Origin of the sequence: Porphyrobacter sp. LM 6 (assembly GCF_001720465.1) — a bacterium.
Taxonomy (GTDB): Bacteria; Pseudomonadota; Alphaproteobacteria; order Sphingomonadales; family Sphingomonadaceae; genus Erythrobacter.
This window is the reverse complement of sequence record NZ_CP017113.1, coordinates 310,171-322,634: the sequence shown is the minus strand read 5'-3', so window position 1 is coordinate 322,634 and position 12,464 is coordinate 310,171. Positions and strand designations below refer to the sequence as shown.

The window sequence follows — 12,464 nt, the reverse complement described above, 5'->3', positions numbered from 1 at the left end:
GAGGCGAACGGCTAGGGTGCGGCCATGACCGCTTTCACCCTCCCCGGCTTCGATCTCGAAAAGTTCATCCGCGAAACGCTGGCCGAGGACTTGGGCGAAGGCCTGCCCGGCGGCGGGCGTGATGTTACCTCCGAAAGCGTCATCCCCGCCGATGCGCGCTTTTCCGGCGTGATGGACAGCCGCGATGCGATCGTCGTCGCGGGCCTGCCGCTGGCCGAGGCCTTCTTCCGCCACCTTGATCCCGAATGCGCCATCGAAACCCTCGTGCATGATGGCGACAAGGTGCCTGCGGGCACCGATCTGATGCGGATCGCAGGCAAGGCGCGCGCGCTGCTCACCGCCGAGCGCAGCGCCCTCAACATCGTCCAGCACCTCTCCGGCATCGCCACCATGACGCAGGCGTATGTCATCGCGATGCGGGGGCCGGGCGGCAATCCCGCCTGCACTCTGCTCGACACGCGCAAGACCATTCCGGGCCTCCGCTTCCTCGAGAAATACGCTACCCGCCAAGGGGGCGCGCAGAACCATCGCATGGGGCTGTGGGATGCGGCGATGATCAAGGACAACCACGTCGCGGTCGCCGGAAGTGTCGGCGAAGCGGTGCGCCGTGCGCGCGAGGCCGGGGTGACGCGGATCATCTGCGAGGTCGATAGCCTCGACCAGATCGAACCCGCACTGGCGGCGGGCGCGCATCACCTGCTGCTCGACAATATGGACCCCGCCACGCTGGCCGAGGCGGTGCGGCTGGTCGCAGGCCGCGTGCCGACCGAGGCGAGCGGGGGCGTGAACCTCCAGACCATCGCGGCCAAGGCGGCGAGCGGGGTCGATTACATCTCGGTCGGGCGGCTGACGCAAAGCGCCCCTGCGGCGGATATCGGGCTGGATTTCAAGCCCTTATGATCGCGCTATCACGGCGGCGTCCGCTCAGTATCAACATCTTTGCGGCAGCGTTTCTAGCGGCTGCGCTGCTTGCCTTCCTGAGAGCGATGCTGAACCTCCCCGAACAGCAGTTCTACCTTCAGCAGCTCATCCCCGCTGTAACGTGGTCGCGCGATACGACGATCATATGGCAGAGCGCATGGCTCTCCATTGCGCTCATTCCGATTGCGATGGTGTGGGTTGCCGCCATCCGCTTTGCACGCTGGATGGTCACCCTGATGGCTCTGCCCAAGGCGCTGGGGCTGGTGCAGGTGGCGATTACCAACATCGCCACGTTCACGGTGCTCGATCCCTTGGTGACCTCTTCGGCGCTGCTGAGCCTCTTCGCCGTGGCGACGCTGTTCACCCCTGCCAGCCACCGCTGGTTCCGCGACAAGGGAGGGGACGATCCTGCGGTGTTCGAATAGCCTTGTCGCCGTGCTCGCGCTGGCGCTGCCGTCGCTGGCCAACGCGCAGGCCTATCAGTGCCGTGCGCCGCAGGTGACGAGCGTTCCGCGCATCACCCCCGATGGCCCCGCGCGCGCCTTGCCGGTGACGGGCTATACTCTCGCGCTGAGCTGGAGCCCGGAGTTCTGCAAGCCGCGTGCAGGCGAGCGCGCCCATGCGGTGCAATGTTCGGGGGCGAACGGGCATTTCGGGCTCGTGGTCCACGGGCTGTGGCCCGAAAGCGGGCAGAGTTGGCCGCAATGGTGCGCTGCCAGTGTGGCGCTCACCCCCGCCGAGGTGCGCGGGGCGATGTGCATGATGCCTTCCGAACGGCTGGTAGCGCGCCAATGGGCCAAGCATGGGAGCTGCATGGTCGATCGCCCGGCCAAGTATCTCAAGGTTACCCGCATCCTCTATCGCGGCCTGCGCTGGCCCGATTACGACCGCATCAGCCGCGAAGAGGGGCTGACCGCAGGCCGCATCCGTGCCGCCTTCGCCGATGCCAACCCCGGCTGGCCCGAGAACGCCATTGGGGTGAAGCTCTCCAAACGCGGATGGCTCGAGGAAATCCGTCTATGCTACGCCAAGACCTTCCGTCCGACGCGCTGTTCGGCGTCACGCTGGGGCGCGAAGGATGCGGCGGCAGCGAAGATCTGGCGGGGACTCTAAGGGCGTCCAGACCCCCCTTAGACCCCCTCTAGACCCCCCTTAGGTCCGCAAAGCGTGGATGTTCCACGTGGAACATTGGCCGTCTGGTGGCTCTAGCGCGGAATGTCGCGCCGTTCGTAGACCGGCTGGCCACCCGCACGCATATGGGCATCGACAAAGGTCGCGGTCTTGGCCGCGATGGACTGGCCGTCCACCGTCAGCACGAAGAAGCCGCTCCCGTTAAAATCGTGCTCGCCGCCGATGATCGAATAGAGCGTGAAGGGCACGCCCACGGCCTGTGCGCGGTTGGTCAGCTCGGTCGCGCGCAGATAGGGCACGGTGCTGTCGGCGGTGCCGTGCATGACGAACAGCGGCGGCTCGCCCGCCTCCAGGTCCGCCACGCGGAAATGCCCGCCCCAATAGTCTACGGCGACCCGCACCGGAGGGCGGGGAATGGCATATTCATCAAGTGAATAGGCGACGTGCATCACTGTGAAGGCACCCGCCGATCCGCCCCAGACGCCAAACCTCTGGGGGTCGATGCAATAGGCCCCGGCATTGTCGACCGCCCAGCGCAGCGCCTTGGTTGCATCCTCGACCGCTGCGGTGAAGGCGGTCACGCGCGCGGAGGGCTCGGTGGTGTTGAGCAGCTGGAAGTCGCGTTCGAACTGCGCGAATTCGCTGCTGATCACCGGGTTGTCGCCCTGGAGCCGATAGGAGATCGAGAGAAGATTGATCCCCCGCGCCGCCAGTTCCTGCGCGATCGCTTCGACATTCCCGCCCTTGCGGGTCCCGCCGACAAATCCTCCGCCGTGCACGTAGACAACCGTCGGGCGCGGGGCATCGCAGGAGGCTTGCGGGCGATAGATGTCGACAAACAGCGGGATCGAACCGGCCTGAGTGATGCCCGTGCCATAACGGATGTCGGGCGTGCGGACGAAGCTTGTCGGGCTGGGAGTGGGTGAGGGTGTGGGCGTCGGAGAGGGAGAAGGTGTCGGCGTGCCACCCACCGGCGGCGGCCCGGAACTATCCTCCCCGCCGCAGCCTGCGAGCAGGATCATCAGGGCCATGCCGGTGCTGAATGCCAGTTTGTTTGCCATACGCTTCCCTAGTGGCCGCCGGGTCATGTGCGCGGCCGCTGAAACGTCAACGTCGCTCGCGGAAAAACCCTTTGAGCAAATCGGCGGCCTCGGCCTCGCCCATGCCGGTATAGACTTCGGGGCGGTGCAGGCACTGGGGCTGATCGAACACCCGCGACCCATGCTCGACCGCGCCGCCCTTGGGATCGCTCGCCGCGTAATAGAGCCGGGCGATGCGGGCATGGGCGATGGCGCCGGCGCACATCGCGCAGGGCTCCAGCGTTACCCATAGCTCGCAGTCGGTGAGGCGCTCGTCACCCAGCACCTTGGCGGCGGCGCGAATCGCCATGATCTCGGCATGGGCGGTGGGATCGTGATCGGTGCGCGGGGAATTGTGCGCCTCGGCAATGATCTGTCCGTCCTTGACGATCACCGCGCCAATCGGCACTTCGCCCGCATCGGCAGCGGCCCGCGCGGCGGCCAACGCGCGTTGCATCGGCAAAGGAAGCGGCCAGGTGGTCATCCGCTTGGGGCTAGCGGGGGCGGCGCCCCCACGCAACGGGGCGCGCAACTTGCTTGACGATTCGGCATCGCCCCGTTATGCGCGCCGCTTTCCCGGATTAGACCCGAACTTTACGAGAAGAGACACACCATGTCGCGCATCTGCGAACTGACCGGCAAGGGCCGCCAGGTCGGCCACAATGTGAGCCACGCCAACAACAAGACCAAGCGCGTGTTCCTGCCCAACCTGCAGAACGTCACGCTGATGAGCGAAAAGCTCGAGCGCAGCTTCAAGTTCCGCGTGTCGACCCATGGTCTGCGCTCGGTCGAGCACAACGGCGGTCTCGACAACTGGCTGCTCAAGACCAGCGACGAAAAGCTCTCGGCCAACGCGCAGAAGGTGAAGCGCGAGCTGATCAAGGCTCAGGCCGCGGCCTAAGCCACGCCGCTCCTTACCGGAGCAGGCTATTCGATCAGGCGTCCGGTTTTCCGGGCGCCTTTTCGTTTGTGCGGGAGGCCTGACCCGCCCAGTCAAACCGCACTAGCAGGCTGCGCTGGAACATCGACAGGTTGTCGTCGGCGATCAGCCACACAGTGCCGCGCCGCGGGTTGGCGGGTGCGGGGATGAAGGTGATCCCTTCGAAGTTTTCAGCCAGGAGCGACCCCGGCAGGTGCTGGATGATGCGCGCCTGCCACGGCATGTCGCGCCGGATCGTCGCCGGATCGGCGATGGCGATGGCGGCGGTGAAGCGCGCGGGGATGAAATACTCGACATGCCGCAGCAGGATCAGCAGCCGCCCATCGGGTAGCTGGGTCGCATCAACCGGATCGAAGCCGTCGAGCCCCTCGAGCGCAAGACCCATCGGTTCGCCGCCCTCCACCGGATCATGCGCGAACAGCAGCGCCGGGTGATAGACCGGATCGTCGCCGACCTCGCCTTCCGCGATGACAAGGAAGCGCCCGTCACGCAGCCGGACCATGGTCTCCGGGCCGCTGTTGTCGTCCCAATCCTTCATCGCCGGTGGTTCGACGCTTCGGCGGGTGCCGTCCGGGGCGAATCGTTCGATCAGGTTGTGATTCTCGTATCCGGCCCACAGCGTGCCGCTGGCCGGATCGCGCGCGAGGGATTCGAGATCAAGCAGTTCGCGCCGCCCGCTATAGCGGCGCCCAATGAAGCGGAAGCCGCCCGGGACGACACGCGGATCACCGTGCGAAATGTCGATATCCAGCCGGAACGCGCGGTCACTGGCGCTGATCAGGCGTGCCTGTCCATCGGCCACCAGCGCGGAGAAGCCGCCAACCCAGCCATGCTGGCTGCGGATCTGCCACGCCCCTGTCAGCCGCAGCGGGCCGGGTGGCGGCGTGCCGATGGGGATCGGGGCGATGGTGATGGTGGCCGGATCGCTTCTGAGGCCGGTGTCGGTGCGCACCAGCGTTCCCGGAGCAAGGCCCAGCGTCACTGCCAGTGCCAGGGCAAGGCGCGCGGCCCTTCTCATGCCGCCTCCCCGCGGGTGTCAGGCAGGATCGAGGTTGAGCAAACGCCGCGTAGCGATCTCGCACGAGGCATAGGCCTCCTGCCGCTCGGCGCTCCAGTAGTGCAGTTCCGCGAGCGCAATCGCTTCGCCCGAGACTGCGCAATAGACGTGGGTGCCCGGGCGCAGGACGCGGAAGCTGGAGGGGCCGTAGTAGAGCTTGGCGGCCTTGTCGGAAGAAGACATCAACATAGGCCTCCTGATAGCACCGAGCGGCTAACCGAACAAATCATCTTGGCGCGGCGGGTTTGAAGGACGCGGCTTGGGGGCAGGGCGTGGCGGCGGCGGAGTGCCGTCCGCAGGCACGGCATCGAGCGTCCCGTCGCGGAATTGCAGCGTGAGCGCCGTCTCGCCCGCCGCTTCGGCGCGGGTGGTGAGCGCGCGGCCCTGGGCATCGCGGACGATGGCATAGCCGCGCTCCAGCGGCTTTTCGGGGTGGAGCTGGCTCATCACCCGGCTCAGCGCGGCGAGCCGGTCGGCCCCCTGCCGCAGGGGGCGTTCGATCAGTGCAGGGTTGAGCCGCGCACGCTCGAGTCGCCGTCCCGCCTCGGTGGCAGAGCGGGTCAGGAGGCTGGGCGAAAGCCGCGCCGCCACCCCGGCAAGCCGCTCGCGCCCGCGGCCTGACCGGTCGCCCAGGGCGCGGCGAAGACGTTCGCCGAGATCGTCCAATCGCTGGGCCTGGGGTTGCAGCAGGTTTTCCGGACGCGGAAGCAGCCGCGCGCGTGCCGCAAGCCGTTCGCGCCCCAGCTCGACCGGGCGATAGACAGCGCGCCGCTGGCGCGAGGCAAGGTCTGACAGGGTGAAGGCGAGATCGGCGCGCACCGGAACGGCCATTTCGGCGGCCGCTGTCGGCGTCGGCGCGCGGCGGTCGGCAGCGAAATCGGCAAGCGTGGTGTCGGTTTCGTGCCCGACCGCGCTGATCACGGGGATCGAGCATTCGGCAATGGCGCGGACCACGACTTCCTCGTTGAAGCTCCAAAGGTCTTCAATGGAGCCGCCTCCGCGCGCGACGATTACCAGATCGGGGCGCGGAATGGGGCCGCCGGGCGCGAGCGCGGAGAAGCCGCGCACCGCTGCCGCCACCTGCTCGGCGGCGCCCTGCCCCTGCACCAGCACCGGCCAGACGAGGACGTGCGAGGGGAAGCGGTCGGCCAGACGGTGGAGGATGTCGCGGATCACCGCGCCGGTGGGCGAAGTCACCACCCCGATCACTTGCGGCAGAAACGGCAGGCGGCGCTTGCGCTCGGGCGCGAACAGGCCCTCGGCGGCCAGCCGCGCGCGGGTCTTCTCCAGCAGCGCCAGCAGCGCGCCCTCGCCCGCCAGTTCCAGACTGTCGATCACGATCTGGTACTTCGATCGGCCCGGATAGGTGGTGAGCTTGCCGGTGGCGATCACCTCCAGCCCGTCTTCGGCGCGGAAGTTCATGCGCGCGGCATTGCCCTTCCACATCACCCCGTCGATCACCGCGCCTTCATCCTTCAGCGCGCAGTAGAAATGGCCCGAAGCCGCCCGCTTCACTCCCGAAAGCTCGCCGCGCAGCCGCACAAAACCGAAGCGGTCCTCGACCGTACGCTTGAGCAGCGCGGATATCTCGCTGATCGTAAGCGGCTCGGCGTTGTCCCCGCTGCGCGAGCGCGCTACCAGCCCGGCATTGTCAAGACCACTTGGGTCATCACTTGTCGGCGGAGGCGCCATGAATATCCTGCTTCTGGGTTCGGGAGGCCGCGAACATGCGCTGAGCTGGAAGCTGGCGCAATCCCCCGCCTGCACCCACCTCTACGCTGCCCCCGGAAATCCCGGCATCGCGGAGGAAGCCGAGATCGTCGCGCTCGACGTGACCGATCACGGCGCGGTAATCGCGTTCTGTGCCGACAAGGCCATCGACCTCGTCGTGGTCGGCCCGGAGGCACCGCTGGTCGATGGCCTGTCGGACAGCCTCAGGGCGGCGGGCGTGCCGGTGTTCGGCCCCTCGCAGGCCGCCGCGCAGCTGGAAGGCTCCAAGGGCTTCACCAAGGACCTGTGCGCCCGCGCGGGTATTCCGACCGCCGGCTACGTGCGCACCGCGTCGCTGGAAGAGGCCCGCGCCGCCCTCGCCCGCTTCAGCGCTCCTTACGTGCTCAAGGCCGATGGTCTGGCAGCAGGCAAGGGCGTGGTGATCGCCGAAACGCTCGCCGATGCCGAGGAGGCGCTCGCCGATATGTTCGGTGGCGGCTTCGGGGCAGCGGGCGCGCAGGTGGTGATCGAGGAATTCATGCAGGGCGAGGAAGCGAGCTTCTTCGCGCTCACCGATGGCACCGCGATCGTCCCCTTCGGCTCCGCGCAGGACCACAAGCGCGTCGGCGATGGCGACACCGGCCCCAACACCGGCGGCATGGGCGCCTATTCCCCCGCCCCGGTGCTGACGCCCGAATTGCAAGCCCGCGTCATGGCCGAGATCATCGAACCGACCGTGCGGACGATGCGCGAGGAGGGGACCCCCTATTCGGGCGTGCTGTTCGCGGGTCTGATGCTGACCGCCGAAGGGCCGAAGCTGATCGAATACAACGCCCGCTTCGGCGATCCCGAATGCCAGGTGCTGATGATGCGGTTGGAAAGCGATCTGGTAAGCATCATGCTCCCCTGCGCAAAAGGGACGCTCGCCGGAACCGAGGTGGAACTGCGCAACCAGACTGCGCTCACCGTGGTGATGGCCGCCAAGGGTTATCCCGGCACACCCGAGAAGGGCGGCGCGATTGATCTGGGCGATGCCGAAGCTGGCGGCGCCAAGGTGTTCCACGCCGGAACCGCGCTCAAGGACGGCGCGCTGGTGGCGAATGGCGGGCGGGTGCTCAACGTCACTGCCATCGGAGCAAATGCCACCGAAGCACAGGCCCGCGCCTATGCTGCCGTCGACGCGATCGACTTCTCGACAGGCTTCTGCCGCCGCGATATCGGCTGGCGCGAAGTGGCGCGCGAAGCTTCGACGTAACGGCTGCTTTGCAACATCCTCGGAAAAAGCCGAGGTTCAGCTAGCGGTCCCATTGCCGACCTTGCGGAACGTTTGCGCGCCCTCCCGCAATTGGCATACTGAGGATGCCAATGAATGATATCTATCTGATCCGCCACGGTGAAACGGAATGGAACGCTCAGGGTCGCTTCCAGGGAAAGCTGGATTCTCCCCTTACCGAAACCGGCGTTAAGCAAGCCGAGGCTATCGGTAGACGCCTCGCTGGGTTGGGCCTTCAATTCGATGCATTCATTGTTAGCCCCCTCGGCAGAACACGCCAGACAGCAACGATCGTTGCAGGGTTAGCGCATCTTCCTGCCGCTCAATGGGATGATCGTCTCGCTGAAGTGTCTTTGGGAACGTGGGATGGTTTGACCCACTTCGACATCGACGCCCAATGGCCCGGGTTGCTCGATGGCTCCACACCGTTCGATTGGTTTTTCAAGTCGCCTGACGGGGAGAGCTATGACGCCGTTTTCCAGAGAGCAAAATGCTGGCTGGAAGAACGGCGGGGTGTGACGGTCGCCGTGTCTCACGGGCTGTTTAGCCGGGTCATCAGGGGTGCATATAGCGGGCTTTCCAAGACAGAAGCATTGAGCCTGCCGGTACCTCAGGACGTTATCTGGAAGCTCTCCAGCGGCAAGATTGAGCCCGTTTACATCGGTTGAGCATAGGACGCATCATTCTGGTGCCAGGCTCGAAGCCGCCCGGTCGCCCGCAGCGGAAGCGAAGCTGAACCGCCGGGGGCGGATCACCCGACCTTCAGATCGCATGAGCGAGGATTTCGCGCGCCGGATGGCGTGCGGAACACAAAGACCCCCCCAACCCCAACAAAATTGACGATACGCCCCGCCCCCTCGCTGGGCTATCCCCTCGCGTCTGCACGAATTAGCCGGGGAGAGGCGCTATGGATCTGGGACTCAAGGGCAAGAAGGTCATCATGAACGGCGGGGCGCATGGCCTTGGCCTGCAGTCGCTGAAGCTGTTCGCTGCCGAAGGCGCTGACGTCGCTTTCTTCAGCCGCAAGGAAGACAAGATCGCCGCCGCCGTCGCGGAAATCGACGCGGCCGGGCCGGGCAAGGTCTTTGCCGAAGTGTTCGACATGGCGAGCGGCACGGAAGCCTATCAGGCGTGGCTCGAGAAGGCCGTGAAGGAACTCGGCGGCTGCGACATCTTCGTCCACACCGCCAGCGCCTCGGGCACCGGCGGGGCGGGCGACTGGCAGGCCTGCCTCGACATGGATTTGAAGGGCGCGGCCTATGCGGTCGAAACGCTCACGCCCTATCTTGAAGCCTCGGGCACCGGATCGATCGTGATGCTGTCCTCGACCGCCGCGCTCGAAACCTTCATCGCGCCCAACCCCTTCAACGCGATCAAGGCGGCGCTGATCACCTATGCCTCGCAGCTCAGCCAGGCCTATGCCGCCAAGGGTATCCGCGTGAACACCGTGTCGCCCGGCGCGATCTACTACAAGGGCGGCAACTGGGAGATCATCGAGGAGCACATGAGGCCGCTGTTCGATGCGACACTCGCCAAGATGCCGATGGGCCGCTTCGGCGAGCCGGTGGAAGTGGCCAAGGCGATCGTCTTCGTGGCGAGCCCCGCGGTGCCCTATATGACCGGCGCGAACATCGTCGTCGACGGCGGGTTCACCCAGCGCGTCCAGTTCTAAGCTTTACCCCACACAGGAAGGGCCACTCTCCATGGCGCAAATCGACCGCGACAAGCTGCTCGACATCTATACCCGCACGATGAAGGTGAACCGCACTGACGAGAAGTTCCGCGAGCTGCTGATGGGCGGCAAGGTGGCGGTGATGTATTACTGCGTGCGCGGGCAGGAGCTGGTCTCGGCGGCGGCGATGGCGGCGCTGGAGAAGGACGATTACGTCGTCTGCACCTATCGCGGGCAGGGCGAACAGACCGCCAAGGGCATCCCGATGGAAAAGTGGTGGGGCGAATGCCTCGGCAAGGCGACCGGCACCTGCAAGGGCAAGGGCGGCACCATGCACATCACCGATCCCGAGACGGGCATCATGGTGACGACCGGTGTGGTGGGCTCTGGCCTGCCGATCGCCAACGGCCTTGCGATGGCGAGCCAGAACAATGGCGATGGCCGCGTGACGCTGGTGAGCTTCGGTGATGGCGCGGCCAACATCGGCGGCTTCCACGAAGCGATGAACATGGCCCAGCTCTACAAGCTGCCGGTCGTCTTCCTGTGCCAGAACAACCGCTATGGCGAGCACACGGCTTACGCCGACCACACCGACAGCCCGAATATCGCGTCGCGTGCGGCGGGTTACGGGATGCCGGGGGTGACGGTTGACGGAAACGACGTCCACCAGGTCTATCCCGCGGTGAAGGAAGCGGTCGACCGCGCCCGCCGCGGCGAAGGCCCGACGCTGGTTGAGGCCATGTGCTACCGTATGATGGGCCACTTCTTCGGTTCGGACTTCAGCTACATGCCGCCCGAACACATCGCCGAAATGAAGGCGGAAGACCCGCTGCCCAAGCTGCGCAAGGTGATGCTGGAGCACCAGTTCACCGAGGAAGAACTCGACGCGATCGTCGCCGACATCGACGCGCAGATCAACGCGGCGGTCGAACACGCGCTGGCCGCGCCGCTGCCGGATACCGACGAAATCTACAAGGACGTGCTGGAGGAGACCGCCTGATGGCCCAGATCACCATGACCCAGGCGCTGAACCTCGCAATCGACGAGGCGATGGCCGAAGATCCGGGCGTGTTCTGCCTCGGCGAAGACGTATCCGCCAAGCAGGGCGGCGGGGTGTTCAAGGTCACCTCGGGCCTGACCGAGAAATATGGCGAACACCGCATCCGCGCGACGCCGATTTCCGAAACCGCGATCATCGGTGCCGCTGTCGGTGCCGCTCTCGCCGGCCAGCGTCCGATTGCCGAGATCATGCTGATGAACTTCGTCGGCGTGTGCATGGACCAGATCGTCAACCACGCGGCCAAGCTGCGCTTCATGTCGGGCGGGCAGACCCCGTGCCCGATGGTGATCCGCACCACCACCGGCGTGGGCGTCGGCTTCGGCGGGCAGCACTCGGATATGCTGGAGGCGTGGTTCGCTCATGTCGCGGGTATCCACGTGGTGACGCCGAGCAATCCGGCCGATGCGCGCGGGCTGATGCGCGCCTCGATCGACGCCAATGACCCGGTGATCTTCATCGAGAACATCCTGTGCTACGGCCTCAAGGCGGAGGATCCGGGCCCGGGTTACCGCGTGCCGCTCGGCAAGGCGGCGATCGCGCGCGAAGGCACCGATATCTCGATCATCACCTATGGCCGCACCGTGCTCGATGCGCTCAGCGTTGCCGATGACCTCGCCAAGGAGGGCATTTCGGTGGAGGTCGTCGATCTGCGCACCATCGCGCCCTATGACGAGGCAACCGTGCTGGCATCGGTCCGCAAGACCGGCCGCGCGCTGACCCTGCACGAAGCCGTGCGCCCCTTCGGCACCGGCGCTGAAATCGCTGCCAACATTCAGGAAAAGTGCTGGGATACGCTGAAAGGCCCCGTCCGCCGCGTTGGCGGCACCTTCTCCGCCGTGCCCTTCGCCAGCCACCTCGAACAGGCGTGGATCCCGAACAAGGGCCAGATCATCGAACAGATCAAAGCAAGTATGGGCAAGCTCTAAATGGCATCGGAAATCCGTATCCCCAAGCTCGGCATGAGCGCGGTTGAAATGACCCTCGTCGAATGGATGTTCGGCGATGGCGAGCGCGTCGAGAAGGGCGACATCATCTACACCGTCGAAACCGACAAGAGCACCACCGAGATCGAGGCGCAGGCCAGCGGGATCATCCACCCGACGGGCGAGGAAGGCGCGGTCTACAAGGTCGGCGATCTGATCGGGACCATTGAGGAGTAATGCCCTCAAGTAGCGAAGCGGTAGAGCGACAATGACCTCCTCAAGTAGCGAAGCGGTAGGGCAACAAGGACTCAGCCCTCGTGAAATGCTGGCGAGGGTCTATGCCACCGCTGGCACCCGCGACTGGGATGCGGTCGAGGCACTGATCCACCCCGATTTCGTGCTCTACGAGGCCAACTCGCTCCCCTTCGCGGGCGAATGGCGGGGCAAGGATGCGCTGCAACGCTGTGCGGCCGCGATGTACGGAACCTGGGCCGACACCAAGCTCGAAATGCTCGATTGCACCGGGGGCGACACCTGGGCGGTCATGGTGATCCGCCTCACCATGCACCCCAAGGACGGCTCTGCGCCCTTCACCCAGACCATCTGCGAGGCAGGATGCTTCGAGGACGGACTGCTGCGCGAGCTGCGCATCCACTATTTCGACGCGGCGGAGGTCGCGGCGCGCGCCTGAACAGGAG

General features: G+C 65.9%; 16 protein-coding genes. 11 read left to right on the top strand and 5 right to left on the bottom strand.

Annotated elements, in window-relative coordinates; genetic code table 11:
• The first annotated feature begins 24 nt into the window (after nt 1–24).
• The 3 genes from nadC (at nt 25) to BG023_RS01650 (ending at nt 2,034) form a co-directional block, all read left to right on the top strand.
• Nucleotides 25–900: a carboxylating nicotinate-nucleotide diphosphorylase gene (gene nadC, locus BG023_RS01660; protein ID WP_069308911.1), complete on the top strand. Its 876-nt coding sequence runs from the start codon at nt 25–27 to the stop codon at nt 898–900.
• Between the two features lie 86 nt (nt 901–986).
• A complete protein-coding gene (locus BG023_RS01655; protein ID WP_190315798.1) occupies nt 987–1,346 on the top strand; it encodes a hypothetical protein in 360 nt (119 codons plus the stop codon).
• A gap of 10 nt (nt 1,347–1,356) precedes the next feature.
• Nucleotides 1,357–2,034: a ribonuclease T2 family protein gene (locus tag BG023_RS01650; RefSeq protein ID WP_233993046.1), complete on the top strand. Its 678-nt coding sequence runs from the start codon at nt 1,357–1,359 to the stop codon at nt 2,032–2,034.
• 92 nt (nt 2,035–2,126) lie between these two features.
• Here BG023_RS01650 and BG023_RS01645 read toward each other — a convergent pair whose 3' ends face one another.
• Complete coding sequence (locus BG023_RS01645; RefSeq protein WP_069308908.1) at nt 2,127–3,113, bottom strand: alpha/beta hydrolase; 987 nt, start codon at nt 3,111–3,113, stop codon at nt 2,127–2,129.
• A 46-nt stretch (nt 3,114–3,159) separates the two neighbouring features.
• On the bottom strand, nt 3,160–3,615 hold the full coding sequence (tadA, locus tag BG023_RS01640) for a tRNA adenosine(34) deaminase TadA (protein WP_069308907.1): 456 nt from the start codon (nt 3,613–3,615) through the stop codon (nt 3,160–3,162).
• A 129-nt stretch (nt 3,616–3,744) separates the two neighbouring features.
• On the opposite strand from tadA, the gene rpmB reads away from it, so the two are divergent.
• Nucleotides 3,745–4,032 carry a 50S ribosomal protein L28 gene (gene rpmB, locus BG023_RS01635; RefSeq protein WP_069308906.1) on the top strand — a complete coding sequence of 96 codons (288 nt, stop codon included), beginning with the start codon at nt 3,745–3,747 and terminating at the stop codon, nt 4,030–4,032.
• 34 nt (nt 4,033–4,066) lie between these two features.
• On the opposite strand, the gene BG023_RS01630 is transcribed toward rpmB, so the two are convergent.
• Genes BG023_RS01630 through xseA form a run of 3 tightly spaced genes read right to left on the bottom strand, consistent with a single transcriptional unit; the run spans nt 4,067 to nt 6,820 of the window.
• Nucleotides 4,067–5,089: an esterase-like activity of phytase family protein gene (locus BG023_RS01630; protein WP_083234475.1), complete on the bottom strand. Its 1,023-nt coding sequence runs from the start codon at nt 5,087–5,089 to the stop codon at nt 4,067–4,069.
• An 18-nt stretch (nt 5,090–5,107) separates the two neighbouring features.
• Nucleotides 5,108–5,317, bottom strand: a complete 210-nt coding sequence (locus tag BG023_RS01625; protein WP_069308904.1) for a DUF2093 domain-containing protein — start codon at nt 5,315–5,317, stop codon at nt 5,108–5,110.
• Nucleotides 5,318–5,341: 24 nt separating this feature from the next.
• Entirely contained in the window at nt 5,342–6,820 is a 1,479-nt protein-coding gene (gene xseA / locus BG023_RS01620) for an exodeoxyribonuclease VII large subunit (protein WP_069308903.1), read from the bottom strand.
• Here xseA and purD point away from each other — a divergent pair.
• The 7 genes from purD (at nt 6,819) to BG023_RS01585 (ending at nt 12,457) form a co-directional block, all read left to right on the top strand.
• Entirely contained in the window at nt 6,819–8,093 is a 1,275-nt protein-coding gene (gene purD / locus BG023_RS01615) for a phosphoribosylamine--glycine ligase (RefSeq protein ID WP_069308902.1), read from the top strand. The genes xseA and purD overlap by 2 nt on opposite strands.
• A 110-nt stretch (nt 8,094–8,203) precedes the next feature.
• Nucleotides 8,204–8,779, top strand: coding sequence for a histidine phosphatase family protein (locus BG023_RS01610; protein ID WP_083234474.1), 576 nt, complete (start codon nt 8,204–8,206; stop codon nt 8,777–8,779).
• A 239-nt stretch (nt 8,780–9,018) separates the two neighbouring features.
• Nucleotides 9,019–9,783: an SDR family NAD(P)-dependent oxidoreductase gene (locus tag BG023_RS01605; RefSeq protein WP_069308900.1), complete on the top strand. Its 765-nt coding sequence runs from the start codon at nt 9,019–9,021 to the stop codon at nt 9,781–9,783.
• Nucleotides 9,784–9,814: 31 nt separating this feature from the next.
• On the top strand, nt 9,815–10,783 hold the full coding sequence (locus BG023_RS01600; protein WP_069308899.1) for a thiamine pyrophosphate-dependent dehydrogenase E1 component subunit alpha: 969 nt from the start codon (nt 9,815–9,817) through the stop codon (nt 10,781–10,783).
• The gene (locus BG023_RS01595; protein WP_069308898.1) at nt 10,783–11,769 is read left to right on the top strand and encodes an alpha-ketoacid dehydrogenase subunit beta; all 987 of its coding nucleotides are present in this window, start codon (nt 10,783–10,785) and stop codon (nt 11,767–11,769) included. Before BG023_RS01600 ends, BG023_RS01595 begins: the two co-directional genes overlap by 1 nt.
• Nucleotides 11,770–12,003: a biotin/lipoyl-containing protein gene (locus BG023_RS01590; RefSeq protein WP_017665057.1), complete on the top strand. Its 234-nt coding sequence runs from the start codon at nt 11,770–11,772 to the stop codon at nt 12,001–12,003. It abuts the gene before it with no gap.
• Nucleotides 12,004–12,088: 85 nt separating this feature from the next.
• A complete protein-coding gene (locus BG023_RS01585) occupies nt 12,089–12,457 on the top strand; it encodes a nuclear transport factor 2 family protein (RefSeq protein WP_069308897.1) in 369 nt (122 codons plus the stop codon).
• Nucleotides 12,458–12,464: the final 7 nt, after the last annotated feature.

Excerpts from the sequence above, each read along its gene's own strand:
- BG023_RS01600 (WP_069308899.1), top strand. The coding sequence starts at position 9,815 with ATGGCGCAAATCGACCGCGACAAGCTGCTCGACATCTATACCCGCACG.
- BG023_RS01585 (WP_069308897.1), top strand. The coding sequence starts at position 12,089 with ATGCTGGCGAGGGTCTATGCCACCGCTGGCACCCGCGACTGGGATGCG.
- BG023_RS01630 (WP_083234475.1), bottom strand. The coding sequence starts at position 5,089 with ATGAGAAGGGCCGCGCGCCTTGCCCTGGCACTGGCAGTGACGCTGGGC.
- purD (WP_069308902.1), top strand. The coding sequence starts at position 6,819 with ATGAATATCCTGCTTCTGGGTTCGGGAGGCCGCGAACATGCGCTGAGC.
- BG023_RS01655 (WP_190315798.1), top strand. The coding sequence starts at position 987 with ATGCTGAACCTCCCCGAACAGCAGTTCTACCTTCAGCAGCTCATCCCC.
- tadA (WP_069308907.1), bottom strand. The coding sequence starts at position 3,615 with ATGACCACCTGGCCGCTTCCTTTGCCGATGCAACGCGCGTTGGCCGCC.
- BG023_RS01610 (WP_083234474.1), top strand. The coding sequence starts at position 8,204 with ATGAATGATATCTATCTGATCCGCCACGGTGAAACGGAATGGAACGCT.
- rpmB (WP_069308906.1), top strand. The coding sequence starts at position 3,745 with ATGTCGCGCATCTGCGAACTGACCGGCAAGGGCCGCCAGGTCGGCCAC.
- BG023_RS01590 (WP_017665057.1), top strand. The coding sequence starts at position 11,770 with ATGGCATCGGAAATCCGTATCCCCAAGCTCGGCATGAGCGCGGTTGAA.
- BG023_RS01625 (WP_069308904.1), bottom strand. The coding sequence starts at position 5,317 with ATGTTGATGTCTTCTTCCGACAAGGCCGCCAAGCTCTACTACGGCCCC.
- BG023_RS01645 (WP_069308908.1), bottom strand. The coding sequence starts at position 3,113 with ATGGCAAACAAACTGGCATTCAGCACCGGCATGGCCCTGATGATCCTG.
- xseA (WP_069308903.1), bottom strand. The coding sequence starts at position 6,820 with ATGGCGCCTCCGCCGACAAGTGATGACCCAAGTGGTCTTGACAATGCC.
- nadC (WP_069308911.1), top strand. The coding sequence starts at position 25 with ATGACCGCTTTCACCCTCCCCGGCTTCGATCTCGAAAAGTTCATCCGC.
- BG023_RS01595 (WP_069308898.1), top strand. The coding sequence starts at position 10,783 with ATGGCCCAGATCACCATGACCCAGGCGCTGAACCTCGCAATCGACGAG.
- BG023_RS01605 (WP_069308900.1), top strand. The coding sequence starts at position 9,019 with ATGGATCTGGGACTCAAGGGCAAGAAGGTCATCATGAACGGCGGGGCG.